Annotated in this window: 18 protein-coding genes; 13 read left to right on the top strand and 5 right to left on the bottom strand. The window is 71.6% G+C overall.

Going from position 1 to position 18,727, the window contains the following annotated elements:
• Nucleotides 1-18 precede the first annotated feature (18 nt).
• Nucleotides 19-1,008: a LacI family DNA-binding transcriptional regulator gene (locus ACWDRB_RS63205; RefSeq protein WP_449911686.1), complete on the top strand. Its 990-nt coding sequence runs from the start codon at nt 19-21 to the stop codon at nt 1,006-1,008.
• Between the two features lie 7 nt (nt 1,009-1,015).
• On the opposite strand, the gene ACWDRB_RS63200 is transcribed toward ACWDRB_RS63205, so the two are convergent.
• The 3 genes from ACWDRB_RS63200 to ACWDRB_RS63190 are packed head-to-tail and all read right to left on the bottom strand — an operon-like array spanning nt 1,016 to nt 4,762.
• Complete coding sequence (locus tag ACWDRB_RS63200; protein ID WP_449911684.1) at nt 1,016-2,359, bottom strand: MFS transporter; 1,344 nt, start codon at nt 2,357-2,359, stop codon at nt 1,016-1,018.
• Between the two features lie 43 nt (nt 2,360-2,402).
• The gene (locus ACWDRB_RS63195) at nt 2,403-4,172 is read right to left on the bottom strand and encodes a sulfatase (protein ID WP_449911682.1); all 1,770 of its coding nucleotides are present in this window, start codon (nt 4,170-4,172) and stop codon (nt 2,403-2,405) included.
• Nucleotides 4,169-4,762, bottom strand: a complete 594-nt coding sequence (locus ACWDRB_RS63190; RefSeq protein ID WP_350741099.1) for a PadR family transcriptional regulator — start codon at nt 4,760-4,762, stop codon at nt 4,169-4,171. The genes ACWDRB_RS63195 and ACWDRB_RS63190 overlap by 4 nt, the downstream gene beginning before the upstream one ends.
• Nucleotides 4,763-4,828: 66 nt before the next feature.
• Between ACWDRB_RS63190 and ACWDRB_RS63185 the strand changes: the two genes are divergently transcribed.
• From ACWDRB_RS63185 to ACWDRB_RS63150, 8 genes are all read left to right on the top strand, one after another.
• Nucleotides 4,829-5,788 carry a formylglycine-generating enzyme family protein gene (locus ACWDRB_RS63185; protein WP_449911680.1) on the top strand — a complete coding sequence of 320 codons (960 nt, stop codon included), beginning with the start codon at nt 4,829-4,831 and terminating at the stop codon, nt 5,786-5,788.
• 46 nt (nt 5,789-5,834) lie between these two features.
• Nucleotides 5,835-6,320: a MarR family winged helix-turn-helix transcriptional regulator gene (locus tag ACWDRB_RS63180; RefSeq protein ID WP_449911678.1), complete on the top strand. Its 486-nt coding sequence runs from the start codon at nt 5,835-5,837 to the stop codon at nt 6,318-6,320.
• Nucleotides 6,321-6,445: 125 nt separating this feature from the next.
• A complete protein-coding gene (locus ACWDRB_RS63175; protein ID WP_449911676.1) occupies nt 6,446-7,714 on the top strand; it encodes an FAD-dependent oxidoreductase in 1,269 nt (422 codons plus the stop codon).
• Between the two features lie 66 nt (nt 7,715-7,780).
• Nucleotides 7,781-9,160: an MFS transporter gene (locus ACWDRB_RS63170; RefSeq protein ID WP_449911674.1), complete on the top strand. Its 1,380-nt coding sequence runs from the start codon at nt 7,781-7,783 to the stop codon at nt 9,158-9,160.
• Nucleotides 9,160-9,981 (top strand): FAD binding domain-containing protein, encoded by an 822-nt coding sequence (locus tag ACWDRB_RS63165; protein ID WP_449911714.1) that lies wholly within the window; start codon nt 9,160-9,162, stop codon nt 9,979-9,981. Before ACWDRB_RS63170 ends, ACWDRB_RS63165 begins: the two co-directional genes overlap by 1 nt.
• A complete protein-coding gene (locus ACWDRB_RS63160; RefSeq protein WP_449911672.1) occupies nt 9,978-12,317 on the top strand; it encodes a xanthine dehydrogenase family protein molybdopterin-binding subunit in 2,340 nt (779 codons plus the stop codon). Before ACWDRB_RS63165 ends, ACWDRB_RS63160 begins: the two co-directional genes overlap by 4 nt.
• A complete protein-coding gene (locus ACWDRB_RS63155; RefSeq protein ID WP_449911670.1) occupies nt 12,314-12,811 on the top strand; it encodes a (2Fe-2S)-binding protein in 498 nt (165 codons plus the stop codon). Before ACWDRB_RS63160 ends, ACWDRB_RS63155 begins: the two co-directional genes overlap by 4 nt.
• Nucleotides 12,808-13,443: an SRPBCC family protein gene (locus ACWDRB_RS63150; RefSeq protein ID WP_449911668.1), complete on the top strand. Its 636-nt coding sequence runs from the start codon at nt 12,808-12,810 to the stop codon at nt 13,441-13,443. The genes ACWDRB_RS63155 and ACWDRB_RS63150 overlap by 4 nt, the downstream gene beginning before the upstream one ends.
• Before the next feature lie 23 nt (nt 13,444-13,466).
• On the opposite strand, the gene ACWDRB_RS63145 is transcribed toward ACWDRB_RS63150, so the two are convergent.
• Nucleotides 13,467-14,099, bottom strand: a complete 633-nt coding sequence (locus ACWDRB_RS63145; protein ID WP_449911667.1) for a LysE family translocator — start codon at nt 14,097-14,099, stop codon at nt 13,467-13,469.
• A gap of 167 nt (nt 14,100-14,266) precedes the next feature.
• Between ACWDRB_RS63145 and ACWDRB_RS63140 the strand changes: the two genes are divergently transcribed.
• On the top strand, nt 14,267-15,010 hold the full coding sequence (locus tag ACWDRB_RS63140) for a helix-turn-helix domain-containing protein (RefSeq protein ID WP_449911665.1): 744 nt from the start codon (nt 14,267-14,269) through the stop codon (nt 15,008-15,010).
• A gap of 9 nt (nt 15,011-15,019) precedes the next feature.
• Here ACWDRB_RS63140 and ACWDRB_RS63135 read toward each other — a convergent pair whose 3' ends face one another.
• Nucleotides 15,020-15,391, bottom strand: coding sequence for a DUF4345 family protein (locus ACWDRB_RS63135; protein ID WP_449911663.1), 372 nt, complete (start codon nt 15,389-15,391; stop codon nt 15,020-15,022).
• Between the two features lie 205 nt (nt 15,392-15,596).
• Here ACWDRB_RS63135 and ACWDRB_RS63130 point away from each other — a divergent pair, with 205 nt between their 5' ends.
• The 3 genes from ACWDRB_RS63130 to ACWDRB_RS63120 all read left to right on the top strand — a co-directional run bounded on the left by ACWDRB_RS63130 (nt 15,597) and on the right by ACWDRB_RS63120 (nt 18,563).
• A complete protein-coding gene (locus ACWDRB_RS63130) occupies nt 15,597-16,412 on the top strand; it encodes a TIGR02452 family protein (protein WP_449911661.1) in 816 nt (271 codons plus the stop codon).
• Between the two features lie 42 nt (nt 16,413-16,454).
• On the top strand, nt 16,455-17,231 hold the full coding sequence (locus tag ACWDRB_RS63125; protein WP_449911659.1) for a nucleotidyltransferase family protein: 777 nt from the start codon (nt 16,455-16,457) through the stop codon (nt 17,229-17,231).
• A 111-nt stretch (nt 17,232-17,342) separates the two neighbouring features.
• Nucleotides 17,343-18,563, top strand: coding sequence for a cytochrome P450 (locus ACWDRB_RS63120; RefSeq protein ID WP_449911657.1), 1,221 nt, complete (start codon nt 17,343-17,345; stop codon nt 18,561-18,563).
• Nucleotides 18,564-18,727: the final 164 nt, after the last annotated feature.

Below are 18,727 nucleotides of genomic sequence, written 5' to 3'. Positions count from 1 at the left end.
GGAAACGGGAGGGCGGCCATGGGCGGACGGGAACGACGGGTGACGGCGAGCGACATCGCGCGGTCCCTGGGGATCTCCCGGGCCACGGTGGGCTTCGTCATCAACGACACCCCGGGCCAGACGATCTCGGAGGCGACCCGGCGCAAGGTGCTGGCCGAGGCCGCGCGCCTGGGCTACCGGCCGCACGCCGCCGCCCAGGCGCTCGCCCGGGGCAGCAACCGCATCGTCCTGTTCATCCTGCCCGACTGGCCGGTGGAGCACAGCCTGCGCCGCTACCTGGAGGAGGCGACCCTCGTCCTGGACCGCGCCGGCTACTCGCTGGTGACCTGGACCCGGCACGCGGGCGGCCGTTCCCGCCCGCTGTGGGAGACGCTCGACCCCGACCTCGTCGTCCCGGTCGTCCCCCTCCCCCGCGACGACCTCGACGTCCTGCGCCGGGAGGCGGGCGCGCGGCTGCTTTTCGGCGGCGGTGAGCCCTCCGAGCTGCACGAGGTGCCGTCCCTGCGGGCCGGGCCGGCCCTCCAGGTGGAGCATCTCCACGAGCGCGGCCACGCCCGGCTGGCCGTCGCCCGCACGGGCGAGCCGCGCCTGGAGCTGCTCGCCGGCCTGCGCGCCTCCCTGGCGCGGGCGCGCGCCGCGGAGCTCGGCCTCGAGATCGCCGACATGCGGACGGTCTCCGACGAGGACGGCTCCGCGGCCGATGCCGTACGGGACTGGGTGGACTCCGGCGTCACCGGGGTGATCGCCTACAACGACGACATCGCCGCCGCCGTCGTGGGGGCGGCCGTGCGCGCGGGGATCGCCCTGCCCGGCCGCCTCGCGGTGGTCGGGCACGACGACAGTCCCCTGGCACGGCTGCTGGTGCCCGCGCTGACGAGTGTGCGCGTGGATGTGGCGGGTTTGGGCAGGTATGCCGCCCATCGCGCGCTCCACGCCCTCGGGGTCGAGGACACGCCCCCGGCCGAGCCCAACGTCTGGGCCAGCGTGGTTCACCGGGAGACGTCGTGACCGGGCGTCAGTCCGCCAGCGCCTGCCGGCGGCGGAGTTCGAGCTGCTGCCCGATCCGGGCGGCGTCGCGCGGGTAGGTGACGTACAGAATGGAGAGCAGGAGGCCGTTGACGATCATCAGGATGACCAGCACCCACAGGAACACGCCCTGGATGCCGAGCGTCGCCGCCAGCGAGCCGGCCAGGAGCGAGAACAGCGCCCAGGCGATCGTCTCGAACACCGTCAGCCAGATCGCGTACGCCTGCCCACGCAGCTCCGGCAGCACGACGCCGGCCACGATGGGCCGGTTGACCGGCGGGTTCAGGCCCTGACAGGCGCCCAGCAGGGCCCAGAAGACCGCGTAGGTGGCGATCGTCTCATACCGGAACTGCGTGCCGAAGAAGGCGATGACGGCGAACAGGATCTGGGCCAGTTGCAGGACCAGGACGCGTCCCCTGCTCGGCATGAGCCGGTCGAGCCGGGGCAGGATGAATCCGGCGCTCAGCGTGGCGACGCTGTAGCCGATGCCGAACGGGAGCGCCACCAGGATGGCGGTGGCGTTGTCGATGCCGCGCTCGGTGACCAGGAACTGCACGCCGAAGATGGCGATCAGCAGGTGGCCCGACAGGAGCCGGCTCACCATCATCACGGTGTACGTGGGGATGCGGAACAGGCCGACCACGGAAGCGACAGTGACCTTCGCCTTCGTCCGGTCCTCGTTCGCGAGGTCGGCGAGCTGCTTCTCGGAGGACCCGATGCCCGGATCCGTGAAGAAGGCGGCGACGACGAACCCGGCGACGATGCAGACGCCGCCGAGGGTCCACAGCGCCCAGCGCCAGCCGTCCTCGAGTCCGACGAAGACGGCCATGACGGGCGCGAGGACGATGGCGGCGAGCTGGAGCGTACCGAAGAAGATCCCGTTCGCCCGGGCCCGCTGCTCGTCGGCGAAGGAGTCGGCGATGACGGCCATGGCGATGGGCGAGCCGCCGATCACCGCGGCGGACATGAGGGTGCAGCAGATGAGGAGCTGGACGAAGTTCTGGGAGAAACCGGCGGCGATGCCGAACAGGCCGCCGGTCACCGTCGTGGCGACCAGCGCGCCACGACGGCCGATCTTGCTGGACAGCCACACCCAGAACGGGCCGGCCGGAACGCTGGCGATCTTGCCGAGCGCCGCGATGATGCCGAGATGACCGCTGTTGAGCCGGAGCGCGGCCGCGAGCGTGGGGAAGACGGTGTTGATGAGACCGGCTTCGGTGTTGTCGACGACGCTCACGCCGGAAAGGACGGCGAGATTGCGCCAGCGATGGGGGACGTTGGCGGCCTGAGCCGCTCCTGGCTGTACGGACGCGGTGGAGGCGCTGGCATCCATGCGGTGCCCCTGTCTGCAGTGTTGCGTTAGAGAGAGCGTCGCCTCAGTCGATCGAGGCGGCGGGTGTTGCCGTAAGAAGGCCGAACTGCTCGTCGATGCGGCGCAGGACCGCGGCGGGCACGAAGCCGAGACGGGCGAGGTCCAGCAGGCTCATGGGGGCGGGGGCGGCGAGCAGCTCCGACTGGACCAGGGCCGGGGCCTCCTGCGCGAGGACGTCCCTGGCGCCGGTGACGCCCAGCAGCTCCAGGAGGGGCGCACGGAGCAGGGCAGGAGCCTGGAACTCCGCGCCCGCGGGCAGCGGCACGGCGACGGCCGCCGCGCGTTCGCGCTGCTCGCGGACCAGCAGGTGCTCGCGGGTGACCTCGCCCTCGCGCGGGATGCCCAGGCGCTCGAACTGGCTGGGCGGGGCGTCGGTCCCGACCATGAGACGGCGCAGCAGCTCGATCATCCGCAGCTCCACGTCGTCGTCCACGATCGGGCTCTCCTGCGCCGGGTCCTCGTGCAGGTCGAACAGCAGGGTGCCGTGCTGCCACGGGTTCATCCAGCTCGGGGAGGCGGGCATCCGCATCGTGCGCAGGCCCTTGGTGAAGGCGAACGGCTCGGCCGGCTCCCAGTCCCGCAGCTCCGCCACCGAGAACCTGCTGCGCATGTGGGTGGGCATGAGCGTGAACTCCTCCAGCGGCCCGTTGGCCGCCTCCCTGCCCGCGCGCATGTAGACGTAGCGGCCGTCGGTGACGTTCACGTGCCCGCCGTGGATGCCGAACAGCGCGCCCTCCCGCAGCGGCCCGTCCTGGGCGAGGTCCGCGCCCTGCATGTCAGGGGTGGGCTCCTGGCCGAAGTAGCGCAGCACGGTCGGCGCGATGTCGATGGTCTGCGCCAGCTCACCCCGCCGCCGGTCCCGCCCGCCGGTCCGCGGGTCCCACAGGAACATCGGCAGATGCACCAGTTCGTTGAACCACGGCATCACCGACTTGGCCCACCAGCCGTGCTCGCCCAGCAGGAAGCCGTGGTCGGTGTTGACGACGAGCAGGGTGTCGTCCCACATGGCGTGCTCGTCCATGAGGTCCAGCACCCGGCCGAGCGAGCGGTCACACATCGACACCAGCGCGGCGTACTCCAGGCGGGCGTGCTCGACCTGCCCCTGCGGCTCCAGCACCTTCTGATACGGCGGCCAGTCGAAGGCGGGCCCGTCATAGTCGTGCGGGTAGCGGTCCTTGTAGTGCTGGTGGGTGAAGAACGGCTCATGGGGGTCGAACAGCTCGATCTGCAACAACCACCGGTCGGCGTCGGCGTTGGTCTCCAGGAAGTGCAGACCGGCGTCGACGGTCAGGGTCTGCGAGTGCTCGGCCTCGGTCGGCATGTACGTGCGGTTGATCACGTCCTGCCGCTTCATCGCCCCGTACGGGCTCGCCGGGGCGCCGTCGTCGGCGACCACGCCCTTCCACGGGTCGCCCTCCTGGCCCCGGAAGAACTCCCAGGTGCTGTAGCGGGTGTGGTAGGTCGCGCCGCCGTCCTCCCAGTAGTGCGGATGGTCGGAGACCAGGTGCGTGTGCACGCCCGCCCGCTTGAGCAGCTCCGGCATCGAGTCGTCGAACGGCTCCAGCGGGCCCCAGCTGCGGTGCAGGAAGTTGTACCGGCCGGTGTGCATCTCACGCCGCGCCGGCATGCACGGCAGCGACCCGGCGTAGAAGTTGTCGAACGTCACCGCCTTGGCCGCCAGCCGCGCGAAGTTGGGCGCGTCGACGAAGGTGTCGGCGTAAGGGGCGAGCATGTGCCTGTTCAGGCTGTCGAACATGAGGATGATGGCTCTCATCGCGTCGCCTCCTCGGCGTGATCGGCGTTGATCGGCTCTCCGTCGAGGAGCCGCCGGCGCAGCTCGATGAGCGAGGCGATGTGGCGGTCCATCGCCTCGGCCCCGCGCCGGTGGAGCCACTCGTCCATCTGGCCGCCGAGCTCGGCGTCGTAGCCCCGCGGCGGCTCGTCGAACCGGCTGCGGTCACGGTGGCGGTACCGCGCGACCTCCGCCACCCGGGTGTTGATCTCGACGTCGAGGATGCCGATCACCTGCTCGACCGTCATGAACCCGGCACTGCCCAGCCGCGCGTACAGGTCAGGGTCCTGGAAACGCGTGGGCGGGTTGTACGGGCGCGTCAGCCAGTCGGTGAAGACCGTGTGGCCCTCTTCGGTCACGTGGTAGCGCTTGGCGTTGCTCGCCCCGGCGCGCTCCTCGATCGTGTGCTCGACCCAGCCGCGCTCCTCCATCGCCGCCAGCGTCCGGTATGCCTGGCTCATGGTGGTGTTCGAGCGCATGAACCGGCCGTGCGTGTCGAAGAACCTCTTCAGCTCATAGCCGGTGCTGGGGCGATGGAGCAGCGCGCCGAGCAGCAGAATCTCAAGCTTCATCAAATGTGCCCGTCGTTGTAACGGAGTTAACCGTGCCACAAGTGGAATGGTGATACCATGACACAAGTGTCACCCCCTGTCGATAGGTCCGACCCCTCTTCCTGCTGCATGCCGCACCTGGCGGCAGCCCCGGGCCGCGAGCCGATTCCCGCCGGGCGCGGCGCCCACCTGATCGAGCAGTGCCGCGTCGAGGCCGGCGCCTTCCGCATGGGCGACCCCTTCGGCGACGGCCTGGCCGGGGACGGCGAGTCGCCGGTGCACGAGGTGACGCTCGACGCGTACGACATCGACGCGACCACCGTCACCAACGCCGACTTCGCCCGCTTCACCGGCGACACGGGCTATCGCACCGAGGCGGAGCTCGCGGGGATGTCGGCGGTCTTCCACACGCTGGTCCACCCGCGGGCGGACGTCATCGGCAGCTCGCCGCGCGCTCCCTGGTGGCTCGCCGTCGAAGGCGCGGGCTGGAGGCGTCCGGAAGGCCCCGGCTCCGACCTGCTCGACCGTGAAGATCATCCCGTCGTGCACGTGACCTGGAACGACGCCCAGGCCTACTGCGCCTGGGCCGGGCGGCGCCTGCCCACCGAGGCCGAATGGGAACGCGCTTCACGCGGCGGCCTCGAAGGCGCCCGCTACCCCTGGGGCGACGACCTCCTCGACGCGCGGGGCGACTGGCAGGCCAACATCTGGCAGGGCTCCTTTCCCGATCACAACACCGCCGAGGACGGCTGGCCGGGCACCGCGCCCGTGCGCACCTACCGCCCGAACGGGTTCGGGCTCTGGCAGACCGTGGGCAACGTCTGGGAGTGGTGCGACGACCCGTTCGACCCGCGGGCGTACGCCAAACGAGCCCGCGCCCGGGTCCACGACCCGCGCTCCCGGGTCGCCCCGAGGCTCCGGGTCCTGCGCGGCGGCTCGTACCTGTGCCACGACTCCTACTGCAACCGCTACCGCAACGCCGCCAGATCGTCGAACACGCCCGACTCCGGCATGGGCAACGCGGGCTTCCGCACGGTGGCGCTCTGAGGCGACGGCCAGGCCGTCGGCCGCAGGGTCATGATTAGGTAGGCCCATGGCGCATGAATCGGGCAAGCCGGCGATAAGGGGCGCGATCACCACCCCTCAGGCGCTTCTCGCGGCACCCGGTTACGTGGCCCGGCGGCTCCACCAGTCGTACGTGGCCCTGTGGACCCGCGTGGTCGACCCCGTCCTGACGGGCCCCCAGTTCGCTGTCCTCACCGCGGTCGACCACCATCCGGGCGTCGATCAGGGCTCGCTGGCCTCGTCGGTGGCGCTCGACCGGTCCACGATGGCCGACGTCGTCCGCCGGCTGGAGGACAACGGGCTGATCGTCCGGCACACGGCGCCGCATGACGGCCGGCGCAAGCTGCTGCACCTGACCGAGGAGGGGTCCCGGCGGCTGGCCGAGGTCGGCAAGCGGGCCCGGGAGCTCGACGAGCAACTGCTGAAGGGCTACTCGCCGGCCGAGCGGGAACGGGTGCTGCGCGAGATGACGGCCCTCGCCGCCCGGTGGGAAGGGCTCACGGCCGGCGAGTGAAGCGCCCGGCGGGGGACGTCAGTTCCTCGTCTCACTGGAGTTATATCCTCCCCCACCTCTTGCTTTCCGTGGATCGTCCGTGTTCGGATTAATTTCGGCCCCGATCAGGAGAGGCTGGAGGAGCGTTGGCGGCGAGCCAGTCGTACCACGTCACGATCGTCGGCGGCGGCCTCGGCGGGCTGACCGCCGCGCTGTCGCTGCGGCGGCGCGGCCTGCGGGTCACGGTGCTGGAGCAGGCGAGCGAACTGGGAGAGGCCGGGGCAGGCATCCAGACCGCGCCGAACGCCAGCCGGGTCCTGATCGGCCTGGGCCTGCGCGCCGCGCTGGAGAAGATCCACACCGAGCCGCTGGAGCAGGTGCGCCGGCGCTGGCAGGACGGCAGCGTCATCGGCCTGACCCCGCTGGGCGAGTTCTGCAAGCGGGAGTACAACGCCCCTTACTGGCACTACCACCGCGCCGACCTGCACAAAGTACTGCTCGACGCCTGCGTGGCGGACGACGGGCCCGGCCCCGTCGTGGAGGTCCGCACCGGGTGCGAGGTCACGACCGTGGACCGGACGAACCCCGCCCGGCCCGCCGCGGTCGTCGGCGACGGCCGGCGGTTCGAGACCGACGTGCTGGTCGGCGCCGACGGCATCCGTTCCAGGGTGCGCGACGCGCTGGGCCTGCCCGACACCCTGCGGTTCTCCGGCGAGATGGCCTACCGCGTCCTCATCCCCGGAGACAAGATCGCCGCCGATCCGGCGACCCGGTGGCTGGTGGACCGCTTCCAGAGCACCATCTGGTACGGGCCGGACCGGCACCTGGTCCACTACCTGATCCGCGGCGGCGAGTGGCTCAACGTCGTGGCGATCGTGCCCTGCACTCCCGGGGTCGAGGAGCGTTGGACCGTTCCAGCAACCGTGGACGAGCTGGTCGAGGCCTTCCCCGGCTGGGACGAGCGGGTCGGCCTGATGTTGTCCAAAGCCGCAGGAGACATCTCGGCCTGGGCCATGTACCACCGCCGCCGTGATCCGGTGTGGGTGGACGGGCAGGTGGCCCTGTTGGGTGACGCGTGCCACGCCATGCTGCCGTACCAGGCACAGGGCGCCTCGCAGACGATGGAGGACGCGGCCGTCCTCGCCGAGGAGCTCGGCGCCGTCCCGGTCGAGGGGGTGCGGGCGGCGCTCATGCGCTATGTGTCGCGCCGCGCCAGGCGCGCCGGGATGGTCCAGGACGCGGCCTGGCGCAACATGACCCTCTACCACCTGCCCGATGGGCCCGAGCAACGGGCCCGCGACGACAAGCTGCGGCGCTTCGACGGCGAATCCGACGTCTCGTACCGGTGGTTGTGGAGCGGCAGCCCGCTCGACGACCGGGATGAGGAGACCTTCTCCTATCAGTTCCATGACTAGACCGGTCCGGCGCCGTCCCCCAGCCGCGCTCCCGTCTCCATCGTCGCCTCACAACCGGGTGGAACCATGAAAACAGGAGACCAGATCGTTCAGGACCTGCCGTGGAGGTGGCGGGTCCAGGGCAAGATCTTCGTCATCGGCGGCCTCGGCTACATGTTCGACGCCTGGGACGTCGCGCTCAACGGCTTTCTCACTCCACTGCTGGGCACGGAGTTCGGCCTGTCGCTCGGCGAGCGGGGCCTGGTGGCGACCGCCAACCTCATCGGCATGGCGGCCGGCGCCGTCGCCTGGGGCACCGTCGCCGACCGGATGGGCCGCAAGCGGGCCTTCGGCCTGACCCTGCTCATCTTCGCGCTCTTCTCGGTCGTGGGCGCGGCCGCCCCCGGCTTCGAGGTCTTCCTGCTGTTCAGGTTCCTGGCCGGCGTCGGTCTGGGCGGGTGCATCCCCGTCGACTACGCGCTGGTCGGCGAGTTCTCGCCGAGCCGGCTGCGCGGCAAGGTCCTGGCCGCCATGGACGTCTGGTGGCCCGTCGGCGCGACGCTGAGCGGCGTGGCCGCCACCCTGCTCGGACCGCTGCCGGGCAACTGGCGGTGGATGCTCGCCGTCATGATCCTGCCCGCGCTGCTGCTGTTCTGGGTGCGGCGCGGCATTCCGGAGTCGCCGCTCTACCTGGCCGGGACCGGCCGCGAGCAGGAAGCACGTACGATCATCGACGACCTGGTCAAGCGCACCGGCGCCACGCCCGAGCCGTACGCCATCGAGCCGCCCGTGGACGACGGCGCATCGCGCGGCCTTCGGGCGGCGCTCGGCCAGCTCCGCCTGGTCTGGGCGTTCAGCCCGCGGGTGACCTCCGCCGCCTGGCTCCTGTTCATCACGATCATGACGATGTACTACGTGGCGCTGAGCTGGATGCCGTCGATCCTCATCAAGGAGGGCTACACCGACTACGCGGCCTTCGGCAAGACCACGCTCATGACCGCGGTCGGCATCGTCGGCGTGCTCGTCTCGGCATGGCTGATCGAGGCGGTCGGCCGCAAGTGGGTGATCGGCGTGTCGGCGCCGGTGGGCGCCGGGGCACTGGTGGGTTTCGCGCTGTACCTCGACGTCAGGTCGGCGGCGCTGCTGTGGCTGGCCGTGTTCGGCTTCGTCGTCCAGCTCACGATCCCGGTCCTGTACGCCTACGTCGCCGAGCTGTATCCGACCAGGATCAGGGCCAGCGGCTTCGGATGGGCGTCCTCGGTCAGCCGGGTGGCCTCCGGCTTCATCCCGATGATCTTCGGCGGCCTGCTCTGGCCGGCGCTGGGGCTGACGATGACGTTCGTCGCCCTGGGCGCCCTGGTGCTGGCGGTCGTGCTGTGGATGGCGATCGCCGCGCCGGAGACGAGGGGCCGGGAGCTCGACCGCATCACCGACCCGTCCGGCGACACGGTGACCGCGAGCACGTGATGAAGCCCGCGCCGTTCACCTATCACCGCGCCCGCGACGTCGCCGGTGCGATCTCCCTGCTCGTGGAGCTGGGCGAGGACGCCAAATACCTCGCGGGCGGCCAGAGCCTGGTCGCCATGATGAACTTCCGCCTCGCGCGGCCGGCGCACCTGGTCGACCTGGGCGGGCTGCGCGGCGAGCTGGCCCGCCTCCAGGAGGAGGACGGCGCGCTGCGCGTGGGGGCGCTCACCACGCATCACGAGGTGGAGCGGGCGCCGCTCGGCCCCGGTTTCGCCGTGTTGCGGGAGGCGATGCGGTGGGTCGGGCACCTGCCCATCCGCACCCGCGGCACGGTGGGCGGCAGCCTCGCGCACGGCGACGCCACCGCCGAGTGGTGCCTGCTCGCGCTCCTGCTGGACGGCGAGGTGGTCGTCCAGGGGGCGAGCGGGCGCCGCCGCCGCGTCCCCGCCGGGGACCTGTTCCTCGGCTGCTACACGACGACGCTGGCGCCGGAGGAACTGATCGTCGAGGTGATGTTCCCCCGCCCCGCGCCGCGGGCGGCCCTCACCGAGCACGCCGAGCGGCGGGGCGACTTCGCCACTGTGGCCGCCGCCGTCGATCTCGACGCCTGCCGCGTCGTGCTCGGCGGCGTCGCCCCCGCGCCGGTGCGGGTTCCGGCGGCCGAGGCGGTGCTGGCCGGCGGCGGGACGTTCGCCGAATGCGCCGAGGCCGCCGCGGCGGCCATCGACCCGCCGTCGGACGGCAACGGCAGCTCCGGATATCGCCGGGTTCTCACCCGGACCCTGGTCGAACGGGCTTGCGAGGCGGCGATGACGCGATGAGCTGGGTCGGAAGGTCGGCCGCCCGCCGGGAGGACCTGCGGCTGCTGAGCGGTCACGGAAGGTTCGTCGACGACCTCCACCTGCCCGGGACGCTGCACGCGCAGTTCGTCCGCAGCACGGTCGCCCACGGCACCGTGACCGGAGTCGACCTGTCCGCGACGCTGGCGACGCCTGGCGTGGTAGCCGCGTTCACCGCCGCCGACCTCGACCTGGGCGACATCACCGCGATCCTCGACCGACCGCCGTCGGAGTTCGTGCCGACGGCGATGCCGGTGCTGGCCCGCGACCGGGTGCGCTACGTCGGCGAGCCGGTCGCCGTCGTGCTCGCCGGCAACCCCTACGCCGTGGAGGACGGTGTGGAGGCGGCCCGGGTGACCTATGAGGCGGACCGGCCGGTGGTCTCCGCCGAGCAGGCGCTCGCCCCCGGCGCGCCGCTCCTGCACCCCGCCGCCGCGGCCAACACGCTGGTGGACGTGTCGATGTTCGCCACCGAGGGCATCGACGCCGTGTTCGCGGGGGCGCACCGGGTGGTGGGCGTGCGGGTGAACTCCGCCCGGCAGAACGCGCTTCCGCTGGAGACCCGGGGCGCCGTCGCGAGCTGGGACCCGCGCGAGGAACAGCTCGTGGTGCACACCTGCACGCAGGTGCCGCACCTGGTCCGCACCCTGCTGGCCGAATGTCTCCGCCTGGACGAGCGAGCCGTACGCGTCATCGCGCCCGACATGGGCGGCGGCTTCGGGCTGAAGTGCGTCGTCGGCCGGGAGGAGCTCGCCGCCGCCGCGGCGGCCCTGCGGCTGCGCCGCCCGGTCAAGTGGATCGAGGACCGGCGCGACGCGCTCACCGCGTCGTTCCTGGCCCGCGAGCAGCACTACGACGTGCGCGCCGCGTTCGACGAGGACGGCAGGATGCTCGCGCTGGACGCCGGCATCGTGTGCGACATGGGCGCCTACTCCTGCTATCCGTTCACGGCCGGGATCGAGCCGCTGATGGCCTCGGCGGAGCTGCCCGGCGTCTACCGGGTGCCCGCCTACCGGGTGCGCGCCAGGGCCGTCGCCACCAACAAGGCGCCGTCGGCGCCGTACCGAGGGGTGAGCAGGCCGCAGATCGTGATGGTCATGGAGCGGCTGATGGAGCGGGCCGCCCGCGAGCTGGACCTGGACCCGGTGGAAGTGCGGCGGCGCAACCTGATCACCGAGTTCCCCTACACCGGGGTCAACGAGGTCACCTACGACCCCGGCTCCTACCTGGAGTCGCTGGACTTCTGCGAGCGGCTGCTGCGCGACGAGGGCTGGTACGAGCGCCGGGAGGCCGCCGCCGCCGAGGGCCGCCATGTCGGCATCGGCTACTCCTGCTTCAACGAGCGCACCGGCTACGGCTCCGCCGCGTTCGCCAAGCGCAAGATGGCGGTGGTGCCCGGCTTCGACCTGGCCGAGGCGCGGATGGACCTGAGCGGCACCGTGACCGTGACCACCGGCACGATGAGCCACGGGCAGAGCCACGAGACCACGATGGCCCAGATCGTCGCCGACCGGCTGCGGCTGGACATCGCCCAGGTCAAGATCCATCAGGGTGACACCGACCGGGTCCCGTACGGGTTCGGGACGTTCGCCAGCCGGTCGGCCACCATCGGCGGCAGCGCCGTCGCCCGGGCGGCGAGCGCGCTGGGCGACCGGCTGCTGCGCCTGGCCGCGTACCTGCTGGACACCACCGGCGACAACGTCGAGCTGCACGACGGGTCCGTGCGGCGGCGCGACGGCCACGGGCGCGCCCTGACCTACCGCGAGCTGGCCGAGGTGGCCTACCTGAAGGCGCACCTGCTGCCGAAGGACGCCGAGCCGGGACTGACCGCGAGCGCGTCGTTCGACGTGCAGGGCGACGGCACGTTCTCCAACGCCGCGCATGGCGTGGTCGTGGAGCTGCACCCCGGCACGGGCCAGGTGGAGATCCTGCGCTACGTCTGCGTGGAGGACTGCGGCGTGGCCATCAACCCGCAGGTCGTCGAGGGCCAGTGCCGCGGGGGCATCGCGCAGGGCATCGCCGGGGCGCTGTTCGAGCGGGTCACCTACGACGCCCAGGGGGAGCCGGAGTGCGCGTCGTTCATCGACTACAAGGTGCCCACCGCCTGCGAGATCCCGGACATCGAGATCCACCACCTGCGGACGCCGTGCGCGTTCACCGAGAGCGGCGCGAAGGGCGCCGGCGAGGGCGGCACCATCGGCGCCCCGGCGGCCGTGCTCAACGCGGTCAACGACGCCCTGCGGTCCACCGGCGTGGAGCTGGACGACACCCCCATCAGGCCCGAGACGGTGCAGCGGGCGATCGGAGCGTGCCCGTGACGGAGAAACTGCTGATCAGCCTGACCGTGAACGGCCGGCGCCACGACGACCTGGTGATCGAATCGCGCTACACGCTGGTGGACGTGCTGCGCCACCAGATCGACCTGACCGGCACGCACGTCGGCTGCGAGCACGGCATCTGCGGCGCCTGCACGGTCCTGATCGACGGCGCCCCCGTACGCGCATGCCTGATCTTCGCCGCGCAGGCAGAGGGGCGGGACATCCGCACGGTGGAGTCGCTGTCCCACGACGGCGAGCTGAACGACCTGCAGCGGGCCTTCTCGGCCTGCCACGGGCTGCAGTGCGGGTTCTGCACGCCTGGATTCCTGATGCTCGCCGAGGGATTCCTCGCCGAACGTCCCGACGCGACACGAGAGGAGATCCGCGAGGTGGTGTCCTCGAACCTGTGCCGGTGCACCGGCTACCAGAGCATCGTCGACGCGATCGAACGGTGCGCCCGCGAGCGGCGCGAGGCCCGGGGAGACGCGCGGTGATCCTGGACAACGAGATCACCGTCCCCGCCCCGCCCGACGAGGTCTTCGCGCTGATCAGCGACGTGGAACGGGTCGTGACGTGCCTGCCGGGCGCCGGGCTCGACGGCCGCGACGGCGACGCCTACCAGGGTGGGGTCACCGTCAAGGTCGGCCCCGTCACCGCCGCGTACACCGGCACGGTCCGCTTTCTGGAGGTGGACGCCGGGCGGCGGCTGCTGCGGCTGCAGGGGCGGGGCGCCGACACCCACGGCGGCGGCGACGCCGAGGCCGAGGTCGTCCTCACCGTGGAGGAGGCGCCGGCCGGGTCGCTGCTGCGGGTCCGCACCGACCTGCTGATCCGCGGGAAGATCGTGCAGTTCGGCAAGGGAGCCATCGCGACCGTGTCCGGCAGGCTGCTGCAGCAGTTCGCCGCGAACCTCGCCGCCCTCATCGGCGCCCCGGCCCCCTCGGCGGCGCCGGTTCCCGCCCGGCCCGCGACGCGGGAGCTGGACGGTCTGGCGATGCTGCTGCCGACGGGCGCGCTCAAGTACGCGCCGGTCGCCGCCGCCTTCGTGGCCGGGCTGGTGCAGGGCTGGCTGCTCTGCAAGGTCCGCCGGCAGGCCAAGCTGATCAAGGAGTTGCGCCGTGGCTGACGGGCACGGAGCACGGCCGGGGGTTACTCGGTGGCCACCCGGACTCCGAGCGCGATGAGGGTGGCGCCGAGGAGCGCCTCCTGGACGCGCCGGACGCGCCGGGAGCGGAGCAGGTGACGGATGCGGTGCACGCTCAGGGCGATCAGGCCCAGCCCGGTCATGCTGAAGGCGACAGCGATCATCGCCAGTCCCAAGGCGACCGGCACGGCCTGGCCCGGCGAGCCGGCCGGCACGAACTGCGGGAGAGCAGCCAGGAAGAACAGAGTGGCCTTCGGATTCGTGAGGTTGGTCAGAAGCCCCTGCAGGAAGGGCGTGGCGCGCCGTTCGGGCTCGGTAAGGGCCGGTTCGACGCCCTCGTGCGCGGGGCCGATGCGCCAGGCCGCCCACAGCGAACGGGCGCCGAGGACGACCAGCACCACCGCACCGGCGAACTTGACGAGCGCGAACAGCGCCTCGCTGCGCAACAACAGCTCCGCCAGACCAAAGGCGACCAGCGTGGCGTGCACGAAAAGCCCCGCCGCGCAACCGAGCGCGGTACGCATACCCGCTGACCGGCCGGACTTCATCGTGCTGCGGACGACCACGGCAGTATCGAGACCGGGCGTAATCGTGATCAGCAGGCACAGGCCGATGAAAGGCAACAAATGATCGGTCATCACACGATTGTGCCGCAGGACAACGCGATGCCGATGGGTGAACAAGCGCACCGTATCCTCCGATGAACCTTCATGATCCGGCAAGCCTGCGGGAGACGTCGATGTCAGCGCTTTCACGGACCTGTCCGTCGCCTCCGGTCCGGGAAGCTGTGGGCGGGGAGGCGGCGGTGTGGCTGTGGCCCGGCCGCGCCCTGTACGCCGGGCCGTCCCTGCGGCTGGGCCCGCACTCCGGCGCGGTGGCGTGCGTGGCCGTCGGCGTGGACGCGCCCTTCGCCGTACGACGCGCGCCCGGCGGCGAACTTCGGGCGCGGACCGCCCTCATCCCGCCACGGGTCCGGCACCAGCTCACGGCGGGTGGCGACCGCATGGTCTTCCTCTACCTCGACCCGGGCTCGGCCGAGGACCGGGCGTGCCGGGCCAGGTTCACCGCCGGCGACGACGGCGTCATGACCGGGCACGAAGCCGAGGCCGGCCTTCTGGTCCGGGCGGCGGCCATCTCCGCGCACAGCCCGGACCGGCAGATCACCGCCTGGGCGGACGAGGCCACCGGCCATGAGCCGCCGTCGTTCACCGACCCCCGGATCGCCGCCGCCATGCGCCGCCTGATCGGCGCGGACGAGCCCTTGCTCGCCGCGCTGCTGGCCGCCGAGCTGGGACTGTCGGAGTCACGCTTCCTGCGGCTGTTCAGGGACCGTACGGGCACCTCGTACCGGAGGTTTCGGCTGTGGGCGCAGATGCACCGGGCCGCTCGTGCGCTGGCCGCGGGCGAGAACCTCACCCGTGCCGCGGCTGACGGCTACTTCGCCAGCCCCTCCCACTTCAGCACCGCGTTCCACGCGATGTTCGGCCTTCCCCCGAGCGCGTTGCTCTCCCGGCAGCTCACGATCCGGTGCCTGGATCCCCTGGTGTGACGGGACGGCTCACCAGGCGATGGCGGCCAGCAGCGCGCCACCGCCCACGGCCTCCACCCAGAAATACAGCCACGAGGGATAGAACGCCGACGGCCGCTCGACCGACCGCGCCACCAGCCGGCCGACGGCCATGCCCAGCAGGGACCCGGCGACGGTCACGACCACCCCGGTCCGCAGCCCGCCCGCGTCGACCGCCGCGGCCAGCAGCAGGCCCGCGACGGCCACGCCGAAGCCGCCGTACACGGCACGGACCTCGGTCCGCGCCTCGACCGAGTCGGCCACGATCCGGAACGGCCTGATCAGCGCGGCAGGCGCGAGGAGGCCGTAGACGCCCATCCCGAGGAAGAACACCGCCGCGGCGGCGATCACGACAGTCGACATGAAAGTGCTCCCCTTTGTCACAGCAGCTTGCCTGGCCAGGACAGCCTGCCGCTCGCGCACCGCACCCGGCTTTCACCGACCCGTCACGTTCCTGGACGAGACCGCACTCGACTGCCTGTAGCCGCGTGCAGGACCGCCCACGCGGACGGGCCGGGCCGCAAAATCGTTCGATCGCGGCGGCGGTCACGATCTACGATGCGGACGTGTGGGCAACAGATTGAGCCAGGTCGCGACGGTGAACGAGCAGATCGCCGCCGACGGCCGGTACACCGCCGAGGACGGCACCCTCGTCACCGTGGGTCCCGCGCTGGCCGCGGCGATCGCCGGCACGGTGAGCCATCCGCCGGACGAGCCGGTCGCCGCGCCGGCCGCCGCGGGCCGCCGCACGTCTTTCGAGGTCACCGCGGAAGGCAGCCTGCAGGCCGCGCGGCGGCTGCACCTGGCGGGCGCCGAACGGATCGCCGTGCTGAACTTCGCCTCGGCCCGCAACCCCGGAGGCGGCTACCTCGGCGGGGCCAAGGCGCAGGAGGAGGACCTGTGCCGCGCGAGCCTGCTGTACCCGTGTCTGCTGAACGCCCCCGACTACTACGCCGCGCACCGCGCCTCTTCCGACCTGCTCTACAGCCACCGGGTCATCTGGTCTCCCGATGTGCCGGTGCACCGCGACGACCGTGGCCGGCTGCTGAGCGAGCCGTACCTGGTCTCGTTCCTGACCTCGCCCGCGCCCAACGCCGGGCAGCTGCTGCGGCGCGATCCCGGCGCGGGGCCGCGGATCCGGCGCGCGCTGCACGAGCGTGCCGGGCGCGTGCTGGCGGTCGCCGCGCACCACGGCGCGCGGCAGCTCGTGCTCGGGGCGTGGGGGTGCGGGGTGTTCCGCAACGACCCGCATGAGGTCGCCGCGGCCTTCCACGCCCACCTGGCAGAGGGCGGGGTGTTCGAACGGGTGGTGTTCGCGGTGTGGGCCCGGTCGGAGGAGTCGGCCAACCGGGCGGCTTTCGCCGAACGCTTCGGGGCCGGGTGAGCGTGTCGGCGCAGGTTGCTCGACCGCGTATAAATTGCGGGGATGACCTTCGATGATCTCATCCCGTCCGCCGGTGAGTCGCCGCTGGTGTCGCGGCCGGTGACCCAGGCCGTGATCCTCGCCGGTGGCAAGGGATCACGCCTGCGCCCTTACACCGACACGCATCCCAAGCCGATGATCGAGATCCCGGGCACCGGCCTGCCCATCATCGGCCACCAGCTGGAATGGCTGGCGGCGGAGGGAGTGACCGATGCCATCATCTCCTGCGGCTACCTGTCCGAGGTCGTGCTCGACTGGCTGAGCGGGGCGAGTCTGCCGCTCAAGGTGACCCCGGTGATCGAGACCGAAGCGCTCGGGCGTGGTGGCGGGCTGAAGTTCGCCGCCGCCTCCCTGCCCCGGCCGGATGAGCCCTGGTACGCCACCAACGGCGACATCTGGACCCGCTTCAGCCTGCGCGCCATGGCGGACTTCCACCACGAGCGCGACGCCCATGCCACCCTCGCCCTGGCTCGCCCTCGGCTCCCTTGGGGGACCGTCGACATCGACCGTTTCGGCAACGTCCTGGACTTCGTCGAGGCTCCGCCGTCGCCCTATCCGATCAATGCCGGGGTCTATGTCTTCTCCGCCGAGTTCGCCTCGATGCTCCCGGATGTCGGCGACCATGAGCGAAGCACGTTCCCCTACCTCGCCCGCCGGCGCCGCCTGGCGGGTTATGAGTTGCCGCAAGGGGTGTACTGGCGGGCCATCGACACCGCCAAGGATCTGAACGAGGCCGCCAAGGAACTGGCCGCCTTCCGCAAGAAGAACACGGCGTCCTGATCGCGCCGGACGGATGGTCATAGCTCAAAAGAGTGCGTGGCGCGTTACTTCATTTTCGCCGTGATGCCGGGGAGTGTGGACCGTACGCCCATCTCTGCAGGGAGGATGACGTTGTCGACATCCGTGGGCCAGGAACCCACTCCCCCGAACGTGCCGTTCCTCGATGTCCTGGATCCGGCTTTCGACTTCGGCGCCCCCGAGGTCTCCGCGGCCCAAGCGGAAAGCTGGTACGCGACCAGCCCCATCGGCCTGCTCGTCCTGCGCTACGAGCAGGCCAATGACCTCCTACGCGACCGGAGGCTGGACCACAACGGCAAGCGGTACCTGGAGACGAACGGGATCTTCGACGGTCCGATCCACGACTGGTTCGTCCCGATGATCGTCAACCACGAAGGAGAGGATCACCGCCGCCTGCGCCGCCTGACGAGCAAGGCGTTCACCGCGCGCACGGTGGAGAGCCTGCGGCCGTTCATCCGGGAGCAGGCCGAGCAGCTGACGGAGGGCCTGGCGTCGGCCGGGACGTGCGAGTTCGTCGAGGACTTCGGCTCCCGGCTGCCGCTGACGGTCATGTGCCGGTTGCTCGGCGTGCCGCCCGAGGACTACGACGTGTTCGGAGCCTGGACCAGAGACATCGGCCTGGTCTTCAGCCTCGCGACCGGCGGCGATGTCGTCACCAGGGTGGAAGCCGCGGTACGCGGCCTGAACGACTACGCCGACTTCCTCATCGAGGAGAAGTCGGCCAGGCCCACCGACGACCTCAGCTCCGCCCTGGTCGCGGCCTACCAGGCCGACGACGGCCGCGTCACCAGGGACGAGCTGCGCAACCTGCTGGTCACGCTCGTGTTCGGCGCCCAGGACAACACCCGCTACCAGCTCGCGAACGCCATGGTCGTCTTCGCCGAGCACCCCGACCAGTGGACCCTGCTGGGGCAGCGGCCGGAGCTGGCGGCCCAGGCCGTCGAGGAGGTGATGCGCTGGCTTCCCTCGGCGGGCACCATCTACCGGTTCGCCGCGGAGGACTTCGACTACGAGGGACTGCACATCGCGCGCGAGACGTTCCTCACGATGTGCGTGAGCACCGCCCAGCGCGACCCGCGCGCGCACAAGAACGCCGATCGATTCGACATCACGGCGGTCAGGGACAATCCCCCGCTGCAGTTCGGCGCGGGCCCGCACCACTGCCTGGGCGCGGCTCTGGCCCGCGTCGAGATCGGGGAGGCGCTGCCCATCCTCGCCGCCCGGCTGGGCCCGCCCTCCGTCGCGGGGCCGGTCGCCTGGCAGGGTCCCCTCGGGATCCAGGGCCCGGACACGCTGCCGCTGCGCTTCGGCTGATCAGGACCGGCGGCCCGCCCTCCCCCGGGGAGGGCGGGGTTCCGGAGCGCTCACGGCCGGGAGACGCCATGGTAGTGCGGCAGATCGAGCGGCGGCACCGGGAAGCCACCTGCCGTCGGCTCTTCGGACAGTTCCTCGAACTCGGCCTCGACCTGGGCCTTCTG

Source organism: Nonomuraea sp. NPDC003707 (assembly GCF_053587055.1).
The sequence above is the reverse complement of the archived record's forward strand: the minus strand, read 5'-3'. Positions and strand labels throughout refer to the sequence as shown.

Coding starts and splice junctions, on each gene's coding strand:
- ACWDRB_RS63205 (WP_449911686.1), top strand. CDS start 19: ATGGGCGGACGGGAACGACGGGTGACGGCGAGCGACATCGCGCGGTCC.
- ACWDRB_RS63200 (WP_449911684.1), bottom strand. CDS start 2,359: ATGGATGCCAGCGCCTCCACCGCGTCCGTACAGCCAGGAGCGGCTCAG.
- ACWDRB_RS63195 (WP_449911682.1), bottom strand. CDS start 4,172: ATGAGAGCCATCATCCTCATGTTCGACAGCCTGAACAGGCACATGCTC.
- ACWDRB_RS63190 (WP_350741099.1), bottom strand. CDS start 4,762: ATGAAGCTTGAGATTCTGCTGCTCGGCGCGCTGCTCCATCGCCCCAGC.
- ACWDRB_RS63180 (WP_449911678.1), top strand. CDS start 5,835: ATGGCGCATGAATCGGGCAAGCCGGCGATAAGGGGCGCGATCACCACC.
- ACWDRB_RS63170 (WP_449911674.1), top strand. CDS start 7,781: ATGAAAACAGGAGACCAGATCGTTCAGGACCTGCCGTGGAGGTGGCGG.
- ACWDRB_RS63165 (WP_449911714.1), top strand. CDS start 9,160: ATGAAGCCCGCGCCGTTCACCTATCACCGCGCCCGCGACGTCGCCGGT.
- ACWDRB_RS63160 (WP_449911672.1), top strand. CDS start 9,978: ATGAGCTGGGTCGGAAGGTCGGCCGCCCGCCGGGAGGACCTGCGGCTG.
- ACWDRB_RS63145 (WP_449911667.1), bottom strand. CDS start 14,099: ATGACCGATCATTTGTTGCCTTTCATCGGCCTGTGCCTGCTGATCACG.
- ACWDRB_RS63135 (WP_449911663.1), bottom strand. CDS start 15,391: ATGTCGACTGTCGTGATCGCCGCCGCGGCGGTGTTCTTCCTCGGGATG.
- ACWDRB_RS63125 (WP_449911659.1), top strand. CDS start 16,455: ATGACCTTCGATGATCTCATCCCGTCCGCCGGTGAGTCGCCGCTGGTG.